At 48.5% G+C, this 20187-nt stretch carries 14 protein-coding genes; 2 read left to right on the plus strand and 12 right to left on the minus strand.

Annotated elements, in window-relative coordinates:
- Window positions 1-147: 147 nt before the first annotated feature.
- The 6 genes from EL84_RS01535 to EL84_RS01560 form a co-directional block, all read right to left on the minus strand.
- Window positions 148-2100 carry a hypothetical protein gene (locus tag EL84_RS01535; RefSeq protein ID WP_047840426.1) on the minus strand — a complete coding sequence of 651 codons (1953 nt, stop codon included), beginning with the start codon at window positions 2098-2100 and terminating at the stop codon, window positions 148-150.
- Entirely contained in the window at window positions 2093-4084 is a 1992-nt protein-coding gene (locus tag EL84_RS01540) for a heparinase II/III domain-containing protein (RefSeq protein ID WP_053061346.1), read from the minus strand. Before EL84_RS01540 ends, EL84_RS01535 begins: the two co-directional genes overlap by 8 nt.
- A gap of 308 nt (window positions 4085-4392) precedes the next feature.
- Window positions 4393-5049: an SGNH/GDSL hydrolase family protein gene (locus tag EL84_RS01545; protein WP_047840427.1), complete on the minus strand. Its 657-nt coding sequence runs from the start codon at window positions 5047-5049 to the stop codon at window positions 4393-4395.
- A gap of 304 nt (window positions 5050-5353) precedes the next feature.
- Window positions 5354-6151 carry an NAD-dependent epimerase/dehydratase family protein gene (locus EL84_RS01550; RefSeq protein ID WP_047840480.1) on the minus strand — a complete coding sequence of 266 codons (798 nt, stop codon included), beginning with the start codon at window positions 6149-6151 and terminating at the stop codon, window positions 5354-5356.
- A 328-nt stretch (window positions 6152-6479) separates the two neighbouring features.
- Window positions 6480-6809: an AzlD domain-containing protein gene (locus tag EL84_RS01555; RefSeq protein WP_047840428.1), complete on the minus strand. Its 330-nt coding sequence runs from the start codon at window positions 6807-6809 to the stop codon at window positions 6480-6482.
- Window positions 6800-7507 (minus strand): AzlC family ABC transporter permease, encoded by a 708-nt coding sequence (locus tag EL84_RS01560; RefSeq protein WP_047840481.1) that lies wholly within the window; start codon window positions 7505-7507, stop codon window positions 6800-6802. The genes EL84_RS01555 and EL84_RS01560 overlap by 10 nt, the downstream gene beginning before the upstream one ends.
- A gap of 446 nt (window positions 7508-7953) precedes the next feature.
- Between EL84_RS01560 and EL84_RS01565 the strand changes: the two genes are divergently transcribed.
- Window positions 7954-9954, plus strand: a complete 2001-nt coding sequence (locus tag EL84_RS01565) for a methyl-accepting chemotaxis protein (protein ID WP_047840429.1) — start codon at window positions 7954-7956, stop codon at window positions 9952-9954.
- 194 nt (window positions 9955-10148) lie between these two features.
- Here the strand turns inward: EL84_RS01565 and EL84_RS01570 are convergent, their stop codons facing one another.
- Both EL84_RS01570 and EL84_RS01575 read right to left on the minus strand, forming a co-directional pair.
- Complete coding sequence (locus EL84_RS01570; protein ID WP_047840430.1) at window positions 10149-11345, minus strand: DUF2087 domain-containing protein; 1197 nt, start codon at window positions 11343-11345, stop codon at window positions 10149-10151.
- A 218-nt stretch (window positions 11346-11563) separates the two neighbouring features.
- Window positions 11564-13537 carry a methyl-accepting chemotaxis protein gene (locus tag EL84_RS01575; protein ID WP_161799399.1) on the minus strand — a complete coding sequence of 658 codons (1974 nt, stop codon included), beginning with the start codon at window positions 13535-13537 and terminating at the stop codon, window positions 11564-11566.
- A gap of 266 nt (window positions 13538-13803) precedes the next feature.
- Here EL84_RS01575 and EL84_RS01580 point away from each other — a divergent pair, with 266 nt between their 5' ends.
- Window positions 13804-15204 (plus strand): serine hydrolase, encoded by a 1401-nt coding sequence (locus tag EL84_RS01580; RefSeq protein WP_047840432.1) that lies wholly within the window; start codon window positions 13804-13806, stop codon window positions 15202-15204.
- A gap of 162 nt (window positions 15205-15366) precedes the next feature.
- On the opposite strand, the gene nagZ is transcribed toward EL84_RS01580, so the two are convergent.
- The 4 genes from nagZ to EL84_RS01600 are packed head-to-tail and all read right to left on the minus strand — an operon-like array spanning window position 15367 to window position 20187.
- Entirely contained in the window at window positions 15367-17091 is a 1725-nt protein-coding gene (nagZ, locus tag EL84_RS01585; protein ID WP_047840433.1) for a beta-N-acetylhexosaminidase, read from the minus strand.
- A 31-nt stretch (window positions 17092-17122) separates the two neighbouring features.
- Window positions 17123-18319: a DUF1343 domain-containing protein gene (locus EL84_RS01590; RefSeq protein WP_047840434.1), complete on the minus strand. Its 1197-nt coding sequence runs from the start codon at window positions 18317-18319 to the stop codon at window positions 17123-17125.
- Complete coding sequence (locus EL84_RS01595; protein ID WP_047840435.1) at window positions 18319-19029, minus strand: hypothetical protein; 711 nt, start codon at window positions 19027-19029, stop codon at window positions 18319-18321. The genes EL84_RS01590 and EL84_RS01595 overlap by 1 nt, the downstream gene beginning before the upstream one ends.
- 48 nt (window positions 19030-19077) lie before the next feature.
- The gene (locus EL84_RS01600) at window positions 19078-20187 is read right to left on the minus strand and encodes an ABC transporter ATP-binding protein (protein WP_047840436.1); all 1110 of its coding nucleotides are present in this window, start codon (window positions 20185-20187) and stop codon (window positions 19078-19080) included.

Raw genomic sequence — 20187 nt, forward strand, 5'->3', positions numbered from 1 at the left:
CATCCTCAACTTATCTATAGCGTCGTATGCCGTAACTGCAATATCTATCCGATAAATATCACTAATCATCCACGAATAACACTTTCAACTATGCTTCGAGCTGTTTTGAGATGTTTGGAGATCTAATGATCCTCAACCTGAACACCTTCAGTTAACCTCGCCCAATCGGATCGCAAATGACAACCTACGTGCTCCGTTCACTTCAATCCGGGCTTCCTTCAGTAAACCATTACGGGAGGCCACAGCCTGTTCCTCCAGATGAATTATGGCTCCCTGATCAAGCGCAGTGGATTCTACATACGCCCCCCGATACTCCGTTCGCACGCTATGATCCGTATGGGTAATTACCGCCTGTTCACGGCCATCATGGAACATCAACGGAATGAGTGCACCTGCCGCCGCAATCTCACCTTCGAATTCATACGTTATAGTCAGCACATCCGCCTGTTGCACATAATGAGTACGCAATGTTTCAATTCCCGGTAATGGACCGACCCATGTCACGGCAAAAGAATTAACCTGTTGCTCGCCGCCATCTTCTGCCGCTCTTTCTACCAGATGCTTCTCTACTTTATTCGGCGTATTATGGTCATCCTTCTCGTACACTATTGCCCCTCCTCCTTGTGCAGGGTCCAACCCAACATCCCGATCATATGCACCACCGGATGGAATCCCCTCTGCAAGACTGTGCCATACCCCATCTGGTGTCTTCCAGGCAGGACAGTAGCTGAGCGGACGGACCGCCCCTTCGGCAAACTCCGTAAATCCGGCCTGAACATGGCTGGCAACGGACGGACCAATCAGACCAGGTAACCCCATCTGCTGAATCCGTACCAAACCAGAAATCGTATACGGATCATTCATCGCCGTGTGTAATACCAGTTGCTGACCAGGTATGGAAGCAATCAAAGTTTCGAACCACCCATCCGTCTGCAAAACCCTACTGCCCACCTCGGAAGGAAGATACACTTCGCCCACATCGTCTCCCGGATCACTGAGACAAGCGTGGGCCAGCGCTGCTGCCGTCCACAGGTTGTAACAGGTGTGGTTGGTATAGATTTCATACCCGTGCCGATCTTCTGGCGCGTATTCATTGCGCACGATTTTCAAACGTCCATCTTCCATCTTCCAGCGCTCAACAGCAGCAAAACACCGATTGGCCGCACGTGCAAAAGCACCCGCCATCACCCGATCTCCCGCCTTCAGAGCCTGCGTTGCATGTGTGGAGCATACATAAGCCGCCGCCGCTTCATTCCACTGATGCTGGGAGCTGCGACCACGCGGTGGAATCTCACCTAGCGGCGAGAGCGTCAGTAACGAGCTGAAGGCACCATGGCGCAGCTGCTCACGTAACGTATCGGCAGTGGTTCCCTCGTAACCAGCTTCAAGCATCACCCCAAGGTGATAACGGGTGGCAATATCATAGGAAAATGGACAATTTGGACGGTCCAGCGGTCCATCCTGATACAAGCCAAGGGCCGTAAACCGGGGTAGATGATAGGCTTCCAGATAACGATCCATCCACGTTGTATCTTCACTCGCCAGCTGTTCATGCCACCGCAGATATTCGCCAGAGATCATAATGGCGTTCCAGTTAATCATGCGATTGGGATTGTTCATTTTGCTCATCGTAAATACATAATCTTGTTCAGGGTGGATCGTCTTGAGTGCCTCAGCCCAGATCTGTGCTTGTTCAGGCAGATGTGACTTCAACAACATATAAGCTCTCATCATGAGCACCGGAAAAAAATCAGGGTGATTGTCTGGTGCGCTACCTTTGACCACGGCATCAATGCTCTGTGACAGGGCTACCGCTGCGGAATCCAGCAGATCTGTACATCCCGCGTCAACCAGAACAGCCGCAGCCATCGCATAGGCTGGTGTAGAATAATACCTCTCCACACCCGAGAACGGGTCGATAATTGCACCCTGACTGTCCTGATATGGTGTGTAAGCGCGAACAACACTTTCAACAAGTGCCAACTTGCGCTCCCTATTCCAGCCGTCTGCCGGAGGGGGACCCGCTTTTTCTGCCAATGTACGGTAATGTTCGAGTTCGTCTTTCCATGGATATGTGGACGCAGATGTATATTTACTCACGCATGCTCACCTCGGTTTCTCCCATTTTCGGATTAATGATGAAGCGTACCTCACATACTGTTTCAAGCGGATTAGGGCGTTCTGTCTGAACATCCGTCTCATCAATCACACCTGTCCATGATAGTGACGTCCGATAGAATGTGACTGGTACATTGTCATGATCAACTGTGTCCAGTTTCTCCGTAAGAATTTGCCACTGGTTCGCATCATACGTCATATGAACCGTTCCATGTACACCTTGCCAGCGAAGATTACCACTCTTCACCACTTCAGGCTGTACTCTGCTCATCCATCGCTCCACAACGCTTGAACATCCTGCATCTGAATCGTCCACAGAAGAGAATCGTTCTGCCGAAGACACCACCCTACTCTTCCATTGAAAACGGTCAATTAGATGCAATTCCGCTCCATGCCCTCTACCGTCAGAAGTCATCTTCCAATAAAATTGGCGCGTATAACGAGCCAGTGAAGCAGCTCCAGAGTAAGCGGATGTCAGATCCAATGTTGCATTCAGCTCACAGCCACCCTCTGCCAGCTTTGCCTCTAACACATGGGCTTGCGCTTGCCGACCGGAGCATTGCTCCTGGCCTTCAATGAGCGGAACGTTATGCCCGGATGACGAGATGTGGAACAGCTGCTCTCTGCCTGCCGCAAAATACGCTTGGGTATACAACCCTGCTCCTGGATCACACAGAATATTCTCACCACCGCAATGGATAATGAACTGCCCCAGATCATTATGGTTGTGAGGTTCATCGTTATGCCCGCCTTTAATGGAAATAGCCACATGAAGGGGTGCCCCGTTCGCATGTTTTGTATCCCGGGAATCGAGCGATCCTTTTGCAATCATCCAGCCCAGATTTTGAAAAATAAATCCTCGTTCAGCCTGCCCAGAGGCACCTTCATCACCGTACACTGGCGGATCGCTCCACATCACGTTCCGCAACAGATGAGCCCAGCGATGACAGGAATCATCGGTAAGCAGTGGGATATGAAGCGGCAAATCCACCTGCAACCCAAATCGGGATGCGAGCAGGGAAAGCAATCCGGAAGGGATCTCTTCCTGCTCGGCACTGTCCGAATAATTCACATATGTGCCACCCGACAGATGAACTCGCAGCGGGAAGGCTGAGATAGCTGTTATTTTGGAACCCGTCAGCAGATCTAGTTCGCCCTCACTGTACTCACGAAGCATCTCGGCATAATAGGTGAAATAACCAAATCCATATACCCAATATCCAATGCCTTCGGCACAGCCGCCATCCTCGCCATATCCGCTCAAGAATGCGTTCATACAGCTGACCGTATGGGAGATCGATTCCTGTAGTGTGGACTCATCCTCGAGCAGCAACAATGCGGCCATGCCACAGCACCCACCACAGACCGCCGACCAGTTGTGATCCGCTGTCTGCCAGTGGAACTTCCGTTGCTCCCGGTAAAGCGGGATGAAGATTCGCCGTTCTGCTTCAGACCTGATCCGTTCTATGACAAGGCCATCCAGCCGCTCGGCGTGAATGGTCACAATCTCGGCCAGCATATGTACCGTCTCTGCGGCGAACAGATCGATGTTCTCATTCACCTGGTTGACCTCTCCCGTACCCAGATGCGCGGGCAAACACCACGTATACTCACCACACACGTCCCACAACATTTCCTCCAGCGCCTGCAGTGCATCCGGCCTAGCTGTGTCTAATGCGAGCATCGCCACAGCAGCAAGTCTGCCCCTCCGATCAAAATATACCTCTTCATAGGCTTTTCGCTCACCCGTATCGCTGAACTGTCGATATAGACGGAACGTTAAAGAAGGCATGGGTTCAATCAAAGCGCGTTCACCGTAAGCCTTCAAGTCTGTGTATAACGTAGCCAATTCAGGCCGGGATAACTTCTCCAAGAGTCTGTCGGCACTTAAGGAACTCAATGCTCTGCTCTCAGTACCACGTTGGTTTATATTTTCATTTTCGACTTCGTGAATGGAATCTTCCATTGGATTCACCACTCTTCGTTAATGGATTGTCATGCCCATATTATAATGTAATCGATTTCATTTTACCGGATATGATAGCATTTTTGAAGAATTATCCATTAGAACCCTTTCCGCGACGTTACTTCCTTCTCCTTCCTAACCAAAAAAAAAAAACGAAGAACCTTCGTCAGGTTCTCCGTTGCATTCTGCCTGTCACCACAGGCTTTTTATGGTTATCTCATATTCTTAACTATCTTATATCCTCATCCTCAATTAATCCTGAATACCTATAATGCTGCTGCCCATATCCTAGCTGTCCGCTGTTGTTATTACACAATCGCAAGCGAAGAATTCTGTACAACAGACAACCATTGGCGTGCAATCAGCTCATGACCTGCTGCGGTTGGGTGTACGCCATCCCATAACCAGTACGCTGCATCCGCCTGTTTCAGAGCGTCATTAAACGTCTGCTGCAATGGCACCCACACAGCTCCAAATTCTTCAGCAAGACCTTGGGCCAGTTTCTGATATTGACCGACATACTCTTCCCAGGCTTCCCATTTCTCCGCAGTCGCTCCGGTTCTCAGAATAAACGGCTCCATCAAAATCAGCCCCGTATCCGGCATCACTTCCCGAGTTTCTTCAAGCAAATGGCGATACGCCCGTCCGAAACGATCCGTTACCCCGCTAGGTTCACCATTCATCGTGCGCCAGGCATCATTAACCCCAATCAGGATGCTGATCAGGTCCGGTTTTAGACTAATGGTATCCTCATTCCAGCGTGCGTACAGGTCCGATGCCCGATCCCCGCTGATGCCTCTGTTATAGAAGGTCTTTTGCTTACCCGCCAGTTCCATACCCAGTTTGCTGGAGATTAGATACGCATATCCGTGTCCGAGAAAATGATTTGGATCATCATTGCGTGATCTTCCCCCATCTGTAATCGAGTCTCCCTGAAACAATATAACGGATGGACTAGTACTCATGATTGAAATCGTTCCTTCCTCTTGTGCAAAATGGAAACACTGAACACCTCAGTCTCCATTTTATCCCTTTCGGCCACAATAGAAAATAGCGTTTTCATCACTATATAAGTTGAACTACATATATTTACACTGGCACTACGATGACAGAACAACCTTCCAATCGCTGTTATCCCCAGATTTTTTTGATTCCCTTTTATAAAGGTGAAAATCCGAGGATAAAGGCGAACGCTTCGCTTTTTCAGGTTTTTTCTGTCCTCTCCGTTATCGTGTAATTGATTCATTCATCTTATATAGATACCCAATCTTATAAATCTTTTGGTTCTTTTTCCACATGGCCTCCGCCCTGATAGGCTGTCTCATCCTGTTTGTCAGGTATGCCTCTAAGCTTTGCCTCTTCCCACAACTCGGCCGCATCATCCTGTGGGTGGTATCCAATCTTCTGCGCTAGATATCTAATATCATAGTAATTATCTGTATTCGCTGAAGTCCCGTACAGATTCAGATACTTCATATCCGAATCGGCTTCAATACAGCACTCAGCGAGCTGGACCATGTCCCTTGATGATATCCAAATATGAGCCGATCGCTCCGAGTGCGGATATGTATCACCCGAGAAGTTTCCAATCCGAATGTTGAATGAGGACAGGTCATATTTGTCAACGTAATAACGTCCCAGCAGTTCAATATAACATTTGCTAAGTCCATAGAAGCTGTCCGGCCGGTACGGGTCATCCACTTCAATATCTTCACCTGTAGGATAGAAACCTGTCGCATGGTTGGAACTTGCAAAGATCACCCGCTGAACACCATTCAACCGTGCGGCTTCATACACATGGTAGGCTCCGGTTACGTTGATTGGCAGAACTTTGCCCAGAAAATCTTCCTCATCCTTGGCCCAGGCAATGTGCAGAACGGTGTGAACCCCCTGCATCAGTTCCTTCAGGCGTTCCCCATCGGTCACATCCATGGCTACAATGCCAGCTTCCTCGTCTTCACGCAGATCAGCCGCAACGATGTCATACGCACCCTTAGCTCTCAACCCCTCCAGCAGACTGCGACCAATGACTCCGGCAGCTCCCGTAATTAACAGCTTGCGCTTCAGTTCACTCATGAATCCAGCTCCCTTCGCTCAGATAGGCTATCTGTCCTCTATAGAACAGTATTAACCGATCAGGCGAAGGAATTACCGGATTTTACAATACAACCTATATAAGTTGAACTAGCCGTTTACACGAGAACGTAGAGGACAGAAAGAACCTGAAGAAGCGGAGCGTTCGCCTAAAAGCTTTCTGAAAGAAAGCTGCATCGGAAGCATACGCTTATCCCAAAATTTTCACCTTTAAAAAAGTAAATTAAAAAATCTGGGGATAACAGTGATCGGAAGGTTGTTCTGTCATCGAAGTGGTTAGTGTAAATATTCCTTAGTTCAACTATCCGATCCAATATCGCAAAATCATCATAGCTACAATACCGACCAATACGGTTCCAAGCAGACTGCGTGTCCAGATGGCTACTGCAATCGTAGGCAGGGAGGCCCACAGAGCTGCATTGTGCGTAATCGGCACTAACTGGTTGCCCGACATGAACAGTTCCTGACCAATCAACGCTGCCATGACCGCTACGGGTACATACTCCAGCCAGCGTAATAACCACATTGGAATCTGTATCTTGCTGAACAGCATCAGTGGCAGTACACGCGGAATAAATGTTAACAACGCTGAGCCCATAATAATCCAGAAAACATCCCATCTTACTTCCATCGTTCCATGATCACTCCCATCGTTGCCGCAATGACCGCAGCCACAATGACACTCATGCTGCCAAGTGAAGCCATGCTGGCGAAGATTACACAGACAACGGCGATAATAGCCACATTAATGTGTATTTTTTTGTTTTTGCGATGCACCAACTGGAGTACAACCAGTCCAATAAACATCGCTGGCAGGGCATAATCCAGACCCAGTCGTTCCGGGTTAGTGATCCAGCGTCCAAAGTACGCTCCCGCCATATTAGCCACGAACCAGTTCAGGTACGCAGTAATATTCAGACCATGCATCCAGCGTTCACTGAGCCTTTCTCTGCCAATCGCACGTGTCATCGCTACGCCAAAAGACTCATCCGTAAGCAATGAACCAATCCACATATTTTTAAGCGGGGTCAGATGCCGAAAATACGGCGATACAGCTGCGCTGAGCAGCAAATGGCGAAGATTCACAAAAAATATGGTGAATATGATCGCTACTGCTGACCCATTCGATGCGAGCATGCCTGCTGCAATGAACTGAGCCGATCCTGCATATAAAATCAGGCTGAGCAGTGCCGTTTCCGCCAGACTCAGACCTGCGGTCATTTCAATGACACCCGCTGCAAAACCAATACTCAAATAACCAAGCAGGGTTGGGATACAATCTTTGACCCCTTGCATGAATGTAGCTTGGTCCTGGACCTCTTCTTCCATGTTCTCCTGTCCAGATATCTGTAGTGTACTTTGGTCCAACTGCCGTACAACCCCTCTCCAATTTCTGTCCTCATATACCGATATATATGGATGTAGATCCATCCAGGTCCATTCTTCATGAAAACAACTTCTTTGTGTATTCAACATGACCAGTTACATGCCTTATGGATTTCACATTTTACAAAATTCACTTCACATTAATTCAGAAATATACCACAAGATGTGCACTAAGGGAGAGACAGATTACTTTTTATAGAACAGATGTAATCCTAAATACCTACAAAACCAAAAAATATTTTCGCGAAACTCATAAATTATGTTGAATAAACTCGAAATTTGTCATACGATAGCACCAGAAACTTCTGGAAAGGATGGAATGAAATATCTTTTACCAGATGGGCTTGTCCACTAGACATGAGGATGGGTTACACAGAGGGGGAATGTGTATGAAAAAAATTCGTAAACAAGGGGTCAAAAGAACAATGCAGATGAGAGAGAAACTGATTTTGTCATTTGCCATTGTATTGCTCATTCCAACCATTAGTCTGGGCATTATCTCGTTCCAAACAGCCGATGCCAAGGTTGAAGAGAAAATGTATGAGAACGCGATCAGCAGTGTTACTGTGCTCAACCAGACCATTGACCAGATCATTGGTGCAACACGCAAAAATGTTGATTTCCTGGCAAGTCAGCTGGATGCAGGCAATGTCGGACCCAATCAGGGTGACGAAACAGATACCATCCGTACCTTGCTCGACGCGTATAAGGAAACCCATGATGACGTGGAACTTGCCTCTCTCGGTACCGATCAGGGCGTGTATATTAACTCCCCTGTAACTGCGGTGAACAAAGAAGGATATGACCCGCGCGAACGCCCGTGGTATCAGGCTGCTACGCAGAACAAAGATGTCCCTACCGTAATCACCCCCTACTTATCAAGCAATACCGGCAATGTTGTTGCTTCGGTAGCTCAGACCTCAGCGGATGGCCATGGTGTCGTCTCTGTCAGCCTATCGCTTGAAGCCCTCTCGAAGACGGTTAACTCCACGAAGATTGGCGAGAAGGGTTATATCTATATCATTGATAATGCCAATAAAATCATTGTACATCCTACCGAAAAACCGGGGACCGAAGGAACCATGGCACCCTATAAAGATATTTTCGCACAGAAAAACGGAAGTCTGACCTATACACTAAATGGAAACCAGGAACACGCCTTTTTCTCCACCAATGAAACGACGGGCTGGACCGTGGTTGGTGTCATTGACAGTGGGGAAGTGACGGCTTCTGTCCGTCCGATTTTATACACCACACTTATTGTTGTAGCGATTGCAATTGCGGTAAGCTCCGTCATTATTTTCTGGATTGTGCAATCAATCACCAAACCACTGAACCGTTTGGTGAAGGCATCTGACGAAATTAGTAATGGTAATCTGACCATCGAGGTTGCTGTATTGGGACAGGATGAATTCGGCAAGCTGAGCACCAGCTTCAATAAGATGAGCGAATCCTTGCGAACCGTTATTCAGGACGTGCGACACACGGCTGACGAGTTAACCGCCTCATCCACACAATTGGCAGTCAACTCATCGGAGACAACCAAAGCAACAGAGCAAGTCGCCTTGATCACGGAAGAATCCGCAGCTGGACTTGAGAAACAAGCAAGCAGCCTGAAACATACGGCACTGCAGATGAATGAACTTGCTGGAGGTGTGGGACAGGTAACGAACAGCACACAGCAAGTATCCGAAGCTGCCATGCAAGCAAGTGAGCTCGCGGATAAAGGGAATGCGACCATGCAGACGGCCGTATCCGAGATGAGTTCCGTGAGTCGCTTTGTGCAAGGTATGGCAGATACTTCTGGACGACTTGAACAGCATTCCACATCCATTGGTGAGATGGTATCTGTCATTACAGATATCGCTGCACAGACCAATTTGCTTGCTCTCAATGCTTCTATTGAAGCAGCACGTGCAGGTGAACATGGACGTGGCTTCTCCGTTGTTGCCAGCGAAGTCCGCAAGCTGGCGGAACAATCGAGCCTGTCCGGCCAGAAGATTGTAGAGATGGTCGGAGCGATTCAACAGGAGATTTCAATGGCCAATCACAGTGTACAGATCGGGCAACAGGATGTAAACAACGGCATACGTGCCGTTCAGTTTGCAGATGAAGCTTTTGCCCAGATTAGTGAGGCTGTTGGGGTCGTCAATCATCAGCTTGAGAACATTGCAGCCGCCTCACAACAGATGTCCGCAAGTACAGCAGAAGTGGTGCAATCCATTGATCAGATCCACGCCATATCGGAAACCAATGCCGATGGAACGGAGAACATCTCTGCTGCTACGGAGGAGCAAGTGGCTTCCATGCAGGAGATATCATCCTCTGCTGATTCCCTTGCCCATCTGGCTCACAAGCTGCAGAAGCTGGTGGAACAATTCAAGCTGTAGTCGTTGAACTAAAGATTGTTTACACTGACACTACGATGACAGAATAACCTTCCAATCGCTGTTATCGTGTAAAAGATTAGTTCAACTTATATAATAATAAGTAGTCTGTAACACCCAAAGCCCCTTTGCCATCATATTGGCAAAGGGGCTTTGGGTTATAAAAGGTCAGGCATTTCAGAAAGGAGATGACTCTCCTATTCAGCAGATTGCTTTTTATCTCCGTGGTACCCTTGATCTCCGTAGGGCTCTAACTGTTCAAACCAGCGATTCAGACATTTGGCTAGTGCATCTTTGGGATCGTAATACGGGTTATCATCTTGTTTCAATGTCTCCAGCACCTCGATCACAAACGCATTCTCTCCATATTCATTCCATTCAGCCTGCAATCTTCGATTCAGGTGGCTACCCATCTGTAACATAAACCGTTGTCCGTTAATGGTTTTCAGGTTAAGTGTGCTGTCGATATAAACTTTGCCGTTACGTTCATTCCGAATCTGGTAGACGCCCGCTTCCGTTTTAACTTCTTTGGCCTGTTCCTGTAATTCTTTGCGACGATCCATCTTCTCCTGCTCCCCCTTTGCTTTGCGCTCCTGTTTTCCAACTTCGGCGCTCTGTTGATCTGCGTGGCTTCCCAGCCAATACTGACTGCCGTCTGGCTCACGTTCCAGCAAACCATAGTCGACGAGATACCTCCGTATTTCCACGTAATCATCATTAACTTCCTTCAGCAGCTCATTGACCTGTTTCTCGGAATATTTGCGCTCTGTCTCGAATCGTTTGGCAATTTCGATGAGCACAATATATTTATGCTTTTGCTGCATATGAAACGTCGTCAGCCGACCGCCAGTACCCTCTGGAAAATACTTGTTTAGCACCTTCTCCCGATCCTGTTCTGTAATATCAAATGAGTTCGGATGGATCGTATGTTCATGCCTTGTCACCGGCGACACCCATTCGGCTGGAGCCTGGGTATCCTTACTTTTGAGAAGTTCCATTAATGCCAGGAATATTTTGGCCTGCCGTCCCTTCTCCTTTAATACAAACCGATGATTCCGGATCGTGGAAGCACTCCCGATGCCAAGGGTCTTCTGTACTTCAGCATCCTTCTTGCCTTCATAGAATTGTGACAACAAGCCCCGCTGGACATCAGACAATCCGGTTACGCTTTTATCCAGCTCCAGCAAATATTCAAATACCGATCCATGAACCTTCTCAATGTGCACTCGCATATAACGGGCTGCCTCATAGAGCACTCCATCTTCAGGATAGATAATCCCCGCTTCCGTCCTATATCCGCAGCAGACACATATATAGGCGGGACCCTCCTCCATATAACCACGCTTGATCTCTTCCAATGAAGCTGTTTGCAACCAGGATTCCGATGATTTCATGTAAAAGCTCCTTTTTATCATTGTTATGGTCATTCCAACCGTATATTAATCAAATATTTTATAATTATGTTTGTTTATTTATAGATATATTATAATTTTGTTTATTATATGTCAATATAACAGAAAAGAATGCTGTGTTTGAAGACATAACGGATGTCCCTTGTTCAACAGAAAAAAGACCGCAGGGTCGCAACCCTGCAGTCTCATTTCATTCCCTGTTACAACTTAAACCGTTCAATCATGCTTTGCAGATCTTCAGCCATACGTGACAATGCTGCCGAAGAAGCTGCAACCTCTTCCATTGTAGCCAACTGTTCTTGAGCCGCCGCTGATCCATCTTCCGTTCCAGAGGCAATTCTGTCCGACAGAACCATGGTATCACTTACTGCCTTGTTGATATGACTCATGCCCCCATCAATTTGACGGGAAGCCGCGGATACTTCTCCAGCTTGTGCAGCCACCAACTGTACCGCAGTACGAATGTTATTGAATGCTTCGCCTGCTTCTGTAACCATCTGCGAACTCTTCACCATACCTTCTCCCGTACGGGCAAAAGTGGATTGCACCGCATTGGTTTTCTCCTGCATTTCATGCATAAGCTCATTAATCCGCTCGGCTGAAGCGCCTGAACTGTGAGCCAGTGTCTTCACTTCGTTGGCTACGACCGCGAATCCACGCCCTTGCTCACCAGCTCTTGAAGCTTCAATAGATGCATTCAAAGCGAGAATGTTCGTCTGCTTGGCAATGGCCGTAATCTCGGCCACAATCACAAGAATCTCTTCATTTTTCGCGCGCAGATCCTCAATGACCACAGACATGGCTTTGCTCTCATCATTCACCTGCTGAATATGGGTAACCGCTTCTTCTACTGTAACCATACCCGCTTCCGACTTAGTGGATGCATCCAGAGCGATACGAGCGGTGTCTTCAGCACTTGATGAGATCTCTTTGACTCCAATGGACATTTCGCCCACGAGTTGACCTGTAGCAGCAAGACTATTGTTCTGCAAAGTCGTACCCGCAGCTGCATCCTGCATCAGTTCAGCCACTTGTTCTGTGGCTTTGGATGTCTGTTCCGAACTTGCCATTAGCTCTTCAGAAGATGCTGCCAACTGGCTGGACGTATCATGCACCTCTCCAAGCACACTACGCAGGGAAGTCGTCATCGTATCAAAGCTATCTCCAAGCTGTCCGAACTCATCCTTGCGCTGCAAACCAACCCGAACGGTGAGATCCCCGGCGCTTACTTTGGATGCTGCCTGCGTTAATTGCAGCAATGGCCGGTGAATACTGCGGATAATGAATATAAGCAGAATCAACCCGATAACCAATGCAGATGCGACAATTGTAATTGCACGGATCAAAATAGGCATTACCGCTTCACTTGCTTCGGAAGGAACCATCTCACCAACAATTTTCCAACCTGTCACCGGATTGGTAAAATACACAGCTTCCACTTCGTGACCATCATATGTATACTTCACCGTTCCACTTTCCTTCGTGTACATCTCATTAATGTAGCTTTCATCCGACTGTGTACCGGATTCAATATTGTAGTGGAACAGGAATTTACCCCCGTTATCTAGCATGTACAGTTTGCCTTCTTTACCAATACGTATCTGATCAACGGATTCTTTCAGATGATTGAGACTGACATTGGCCCCGAATACCCCTTTGCCATCAGCCAGCTTGGCAGCTGCCGTTACAACCCACTCACCTGTTGTGACCGATTGGAACGTATCCGAGATTACAGGTTCGTCCTGGGACATGCCCATCGTATACCATGAACGTTCACGTGGGTCATAGATCTGTTCCCCGGGATCAGGAGATTTCATCCAGCTGCCATCTTCCGCACCTGCGGTGAGTACACCCAGTTCCTTATGATTCTGAGACATCCGATCCATCTGCCTTTGCAGTGCAGGGGATTTATTAATAATATCGTTTGAAGTAATACCCGCAGCCAACTGCGCTGCGTTATCCTTCTCCATATCCAGCATTTGATTTATCTGCAGACTAAGCATTTCTGTTTTGGCTTGTGCGGAACGAATAATTTCCATTTTAACCTGGTCAGCAGCTTTTTGATAAGACAACCAACCAACAGTAATGCTCGGTACAATCAGGAACAGGAGCAATGCAGCGATCAGGCGTTTTTTTACGGTTAAAGTAAACCAATTTCGAATCCTTTTCTTCATATAACTATCCCCCATCATAATCTTCACCCATCCTTTTATCGGACAATCGCTGTAAAAATATTATGTATAGATACTAAATTAGAATAAATTTAATCTTTTCGATCAGTTTAGATGGATTCACCTAATCCTTCTATTCGTTTTGACCCCCTTAGCGAGATCGTTTACAATGCTCATAAGCTGGTTATTCATGAAACGATTGGAAGGAGAGGATTCAAATCTTACGCAAGGCAAATGAAAGGCTACATGTTTCCACTGTATATTCATCCATGTTCCGCATTCTGTTAGCGCTCATCCTGTGTGCAGGCCCGATTCTGGGACAAGCTGGTATTACGGCATCCGTAGCGCAGGCGACGCAAGCAGTTCACATTGAAGTGAATGGTGAGCAACAATCCTGGAAGAACGCACCACTTATCATCAAAGGTTCAACGTTTGTTCCACTTCGGGATGTGGTCACATCGGTTAAAGGCACGTTGAAATGGGATAATCGCACCAAGACGGCTACCATTACCGTTGGCAGAGACAAGCTAATCCATCAGGCTGGCAGCAATTCCATTAAAGTAAACAAGGTCGATCTAGCTACAGGTGTGAATTCACGTACCGTTAACGGTACGTTGATGGTACCTGTCCGGGCCATGGCTAATGCAATCAAAGCAGACATCAAGGTCCAACGTACAGCCACGGGGCAGATGAGTGTAAGTATGGTCACTGATCAAGTCAGCCTGCTGAACAGCGAGGTTGCCAGCGTTGATACGTATCTGCGCGAGATCAACTATCCAGGTATGGCTCTGATCGCCCGCGATGGCGAAGTACTTCTAAAGCAAGGCTACGGACTTGCCGATGAACAGACGCTGAACCGCCCGGATCAGAAGACTCGAATCGCATCGCTGAGCAAATCCTTCACGGCCGCGTCCATTCTGAGTCTGGTTGAGGATGGTAAGATTAATGTGCAAGATCCAATCTCCAAGTATATCTCCGGTATACCAAAGGGAGATCAGATCACGCTGCATATGCTGTTATCCCAGACTTCAGGTCTGCCATCTGCATTTGGTCGGGGTGAAGGAACTTCTATGGAAGAGACTGTAGAGGAGATTCGCCACAAAACGCTGAAGTTTGAACCAGGAAGTGCCTATCTGTACAGCAACAGCGGGTATGTTTTACTTGCATACGTCGTTGAACAGGTATCTGGCATGAGTTATGCCGATTACGTGCAGCAGACGATACTGAAACCACTTGGTATGAAGAATTCGGGAGAGGCCTCCCGTAAAGTGCACACGATTAGTGGTTTTGTTCAAGAAGATAACGCATGGGTAACTGCACCTTACTATGTGTCTCAATCCGGATCAGGAACCATCTATTCCACGGTGGACGATATGCTGAAATGGGATCGTGCGCTGTATACGGACAAGATTCTAAGCCAGGATACGATTGAACAGATGTATGAGCCTTATTCTGATAAAAACTATGGCTACGCCTGGATTCTCAAAGAGAATGGCGCAAACCGTACCGTCTTCCACAACGGTAGTGGTGGCGGGTTTGCCACAGCCTTTTCACGTAATCTGTCCGATGATATCACCATTATCCTGCTTGGCAACCACGCAGGTATGGACATGACTTCACTTTTGGATGAAGTTGAGGCACAGACAGCCAAAGCACTGCAATTGCAATAATCTATATTTAATCGCTTATACAGCACAAAGAGACGGTCCTTTAAAGGATCGTCTCTTTGCTCTATATATGTTTTCATTTTAACGACTCACACTTCCGTATAAGCTCAGCCCACAATCCAGCTCTTCTCCATCCTGCAAAAGGTAGATTTACTCATATTCTTATCACTGCCTAGGAGACATCCGTTCTTCATCATCTGTTTGCTTTAATGTTACAGGAAGTTTCCCCGCAAAAGGAATGCGCCCCATCAGCGCCTGAGCGACGCTATCCATGGCAAGTGGCCGGCTCTCGTAAGCCGCTACATAGACCTTGGCATCCGGGAGCGCCAGCAGATCATAGGGGCTTCGCAGTGCTACAACAGCCAGTGGTTTGCCCAATTGCTGTATCCAACCAATCAGCCTGCACTGCGGATCGCCGGAGGGACTTCCCGCATTGTAGGTTCCCACCACAATCTGCCGAATGTCATCTGCTTCCGCTGCCTGAAGTAGACGTGCGGAACGAATGGCGACTTCCTCAGGCGTGACCGTCAGATCGACAACATCCAGACCATACATGGATAAGGCTGAGCCCAAGGTGAACGTCTGATTCAGCTTTTCGTCGGCAATTGTCGTCACGGACGTGGCAACCGTTATGACCAGCGTGCGTTCCGGCTTCAAAGGCAGCATATTCAGCTGATCGCGCACCAGTGTGATACTGTTCTCGCTAATACGGCGGGCAACCTCTTGGTGTAATGAACTGTTGCGCTCCGACCCACTGGATAGAGCAGGAGCGTTTGATGCCTTTGGCAATGATGCATTCGATACTACACCATACACTTCATCATCATCTGCACCGCCCATTCCACTCTCCAACAAACCACGCTTCGCCTTGTACATCAGCAAGCGATTCACCGACTCATCAATACGTCTCTCGCTAATCCGCCCGCTCCTCACAGCTGCTAACAACGCATCAAATGCCTCTGCCTGAAGCTTAGCCGTATGGCTAATTAACACCAGATCTGCCCCGGCCTCTACCGCCATTACGGCTGCATCGACAGTGCCATAGTTCACGGCAATGGCATCCATCTCCATGCAATCTGTCACGATCATGCCCTGATAACCCAGTTCCTGGCGAAGCAGACCGCTTAATACGGTTTGCGATAGCGTTACGGGCAGACGCTCTGGCTCCAGTGCAGGAAAATAAATATGCGCCGACATCATGGCATCGACACCTTCGACGATAGCGGCTCGGAATGGAATCAACTCCAGGCGCTCTACCCGTTCACGATCATGAGTGATGATTGGGAGGTCCAGATGGGAATCGGTATCCGTATCCCCATGCCCCGGGAAGTGCTTGGCTGTCGCTGCAATTCCAGCGTCCTGTATTCCCGCAATGGTTCTGGCTCCATATTCTGCAACGGATTGTGGAGATTCGCCGAATGATCGTACACCGATGACCGGATTGGCCGCGTTATTGTTTACATCCAATACCGGAGCAAAGTTCATGTTAATGCCCATGGCCTTCAGCTCCAACCCACTGATATATGCCGCCTGATATGCATCGTCAATGGAACCGGCAGCGGCAATGGCCATTGGTCCAGGCATCAAGGCGATTCCTTCGGTAATTCGTGCAACCATGCCGCCCTCCTGATCAATGGATATCCAGAGCGGCACATTACCGCTGCTTTTGGCAATATGCTGTAACCCTGACGATAACCGCTCTACCTGCTCTGGCGACTCAACGTTGCGAGCAAAGTAGATTACGCCACCGATTGGATACATTCGGAGAAAGGATTCCACATCGCCAGCAGCTTCGGTGCCATGAAAGCCACAAAGCAGCATTTGCCCGATTTTCTCACGCAAGGTCATCTGTTTCAGCTTCGACTGGTATAACTCTTTTGGCCCACTCATTTCATGCCTCCCTCCGCTAACAAACATCCGTTCATTCATATAACAAAAACGGCTTTCGCCGCTCCTTCCATTCCGCTGCCTGTACATTCCACGCGTCCATTAAACGAATGAATTCCGCGCGGTCATGAATCGTTTCCCTGGCTTCCTTACCCCCTGCCAGCAGGTCGATAAAGTACCTTGAACCCGGCTCTGGTGGCTCCAGCCAGCAGAATTGCTCCGGATAGAGTGACACCAGTTCATGCAAAAGCACCAACCCTGTCTCTACCGCCCGAAATTTCCTGCTGTCCGTTACAAAAATCCTTACGCCACCACACAGCTCACCTGCATGTTTGGAGAATGTTGGGGACATGTACACTGGATGCACATGTACACCTTCCAGCTTGTATTCCCGAAATCGTTCCGCCAAACGTTCACCCTCAACCCAAGGGGCCCCAATCCACTCGAATGGGCGGGTCGTGCCCCTGCCCTCCGATACATTAGTGCCTTCGAACAGGCACATACCCGCATATACCCGCACACTGTCCAGCGTGGGCATATTGGGAGAGGGTAACATCCAGGGAAGACCACAATCCGCAAACTCCATGGAGCGCTGCCATCCTTCCATGGCAACCACGCCCAATTCGCAAGGTACATCCATCTCGCTGTTGACCATCAGGGCGAGTTCACCTATCGTCAATCCGGTACGTACAGGTACACGCCAAGCGCCAACGAGTGATTCATACCCCGCGTTCAGCACACCGCCTTCCACAACGTTTCCACCCAGCGGATTGGGACGGTCCAGAATCAGCATACGTTTGCCTGCTCCAGCACAGGCATCCATCATATGGAACAAGGTTGAGGCATACGTGTAATAACGAATGCCCACATCCTGAATGTCGAACAGCACCGTATCCACTCCAGCCAGCATTGCAGGCGTAGGTCTCTTGTAATCTCCATACAGGCTGAACACCGGAATGTCCAGACGTGGATGAAGCATGTCTCCGAATCTGACACCCGCCTGAAGCTCTCCATACAGTCCGTGCTCACAGGCATAGAGCGCTGTAAGCTCGGTATTAGCCAGTCCGGCGCACACATCTATTGTCGATACAAAATCCGCTGTAATACCAGTCGGGTTTGTAATCAGACCGATTCGATTACCCGTTATCCATGGATGCGATAACCCTCTGGACAGAAGATCAACTCCCGTTTTTACAACCGGGATCTGCTTCGCCCCATTCAACTGACCCATCACACATTCCCCTGGCTGATCCAGCCTGTATGCTGGTGATCATTACCGCCTGTTACGACAGGCTCTTCTTCAGGCTCCAGCACATTAAGAACTACCTTATGCTGATAGATGGCAAACATACCTCCAAACAACGCTCCGAAACCAACGACAGTCAGCATCAGCAGAGCAGTCAGGCACATGGCCTGAAAACAAGCGCCCATCGTGTACCCCGGGTGACGGAAGAACAGCTTTACACTTTCCCCCATCGCCTGAACGATGCCCATGTTTTTTTGTAAAACAAGCTGCCAGGTATAGAACTGTGACATCAGCGCCATGAGAACAAAGAATGTCTGGAATACACCCACTGCTGTACCTGTAATTCCACCCTGTCCACCGTAATACCACCAAGTTGACCATAGAATGAAGCCAAGCACTGCGAAAAGCACACCCACCGATCCTCCCGGGATTATTCCCTTCAATGTTCCGACCCAAATATCCTTAAGTCCATTGCGCCGTTCCTTACGTTCCAATCTGTGATGCACGGAATAACAGACACCGAACAGGATGGGCATATATATCAAGGCCAGAAGCAGCACCGCGATCGGCAACGGAGCAAACATCAGAATGGGAACCAATACGATGGAACTAACGACACTGTACAAGGCCACCGGAATAATATCCCGATAGATTTCCGCACCCGACTTGATCAATACTTCACTCAGCTTACGCATTTTTATTCTCCCCTTTCTCACCGTTCCTTCTTCACCAGGCATCGTCTCTTACTCACGTCCGATCGCAAGCTCCGTCTCTGGATCGAAAAAGTGTGCCTTACGCAGGTCCAGCACAAAATTTTTGTCCATACCTACATAAGCATGTGTTTCCGGGTGGACCTTGGCCGTAACAGTACGGGCACCGGAATGGAAATATACCAAATTCTCGGAGCCCAGATGTTCTACAACCTGAACTCGCGCCTGCAGCATATGGTCTGTCGGGATATTGGGAGCGACATCGTCACCAAAAATATGCTCTGGACGCAGACCCATAATCACCGGCTTGCCTTGATGACTCTGAAGACGAGCGAGTACATCTGCTGGCAAGGTGAATGATGCACCGTCCACGACAACCTGCGTGCCTTCAATCCGGGCATCAATGAAGTTCATCGCCGGAGAACCGATAAATCCGGCAACAAACATATTCCGCGGACTCGCATACAGTTCTTTTGGTGAAGCCACCTGCTGAATGTCTCCATGATTCATGACCACGATGCGTTCCCCAAGTGTCATGGCTTCTACCTGATCATGCGTCACGTACACAATCGTGGCACCGAGACGTTTATGCAACTCACCCAACTCCACCCGCATCTGTACCCGCAACTTGGCATCCAGATTGGACAGTGGTTCGTCGAATAAAAACACCTGCGGATCACGGACGATCGCCCGTCCTACCGCAACACGCTGGCGCTGACCACCAGACAGCTCGCGTGGTTTGCGCTCCAGCATCGCTTCCAGTCCCAGAATGGAGGCCGCATTCTGCACCTGTTCATCAATATAGGACTTTGGCTTTTTCAGATTTTTCAGGCCAAAGGAAAGATTCTCACGGATGGTCATATGCGGATAAAGTGCATAATCCTGAAACACCATCGCGATATCCCGATCCTTCGGATGCAGATCGTTAACAAGCCGGTCACCGATCACAATATCACCGCTCGTTTGCTTTTCAAGTCCGGCAATCATCCGCAGTGACGTTGTCTTGCCACAGCCCGAAGGACCCACAAACACTACGAATTCCTTATCTTCTATAACAAAGTCCGAGCCGGCCACAGCCGTGAACGTTCCTTTATGATCGTCTTTGAATTCTTTGCGCACTTGGCGAAACTCCACGCGTGCCAT

Origin of the sequence: Paenibacillus sp. VT-400 (assembly GCF_001029205.1) — a bacterium.
GTDB lineage: Bacteria > Bacillota > Bacilli > Paenibacillales > Paenibacillaceae > Paenibacillus > Paenibacillus amylolyticus.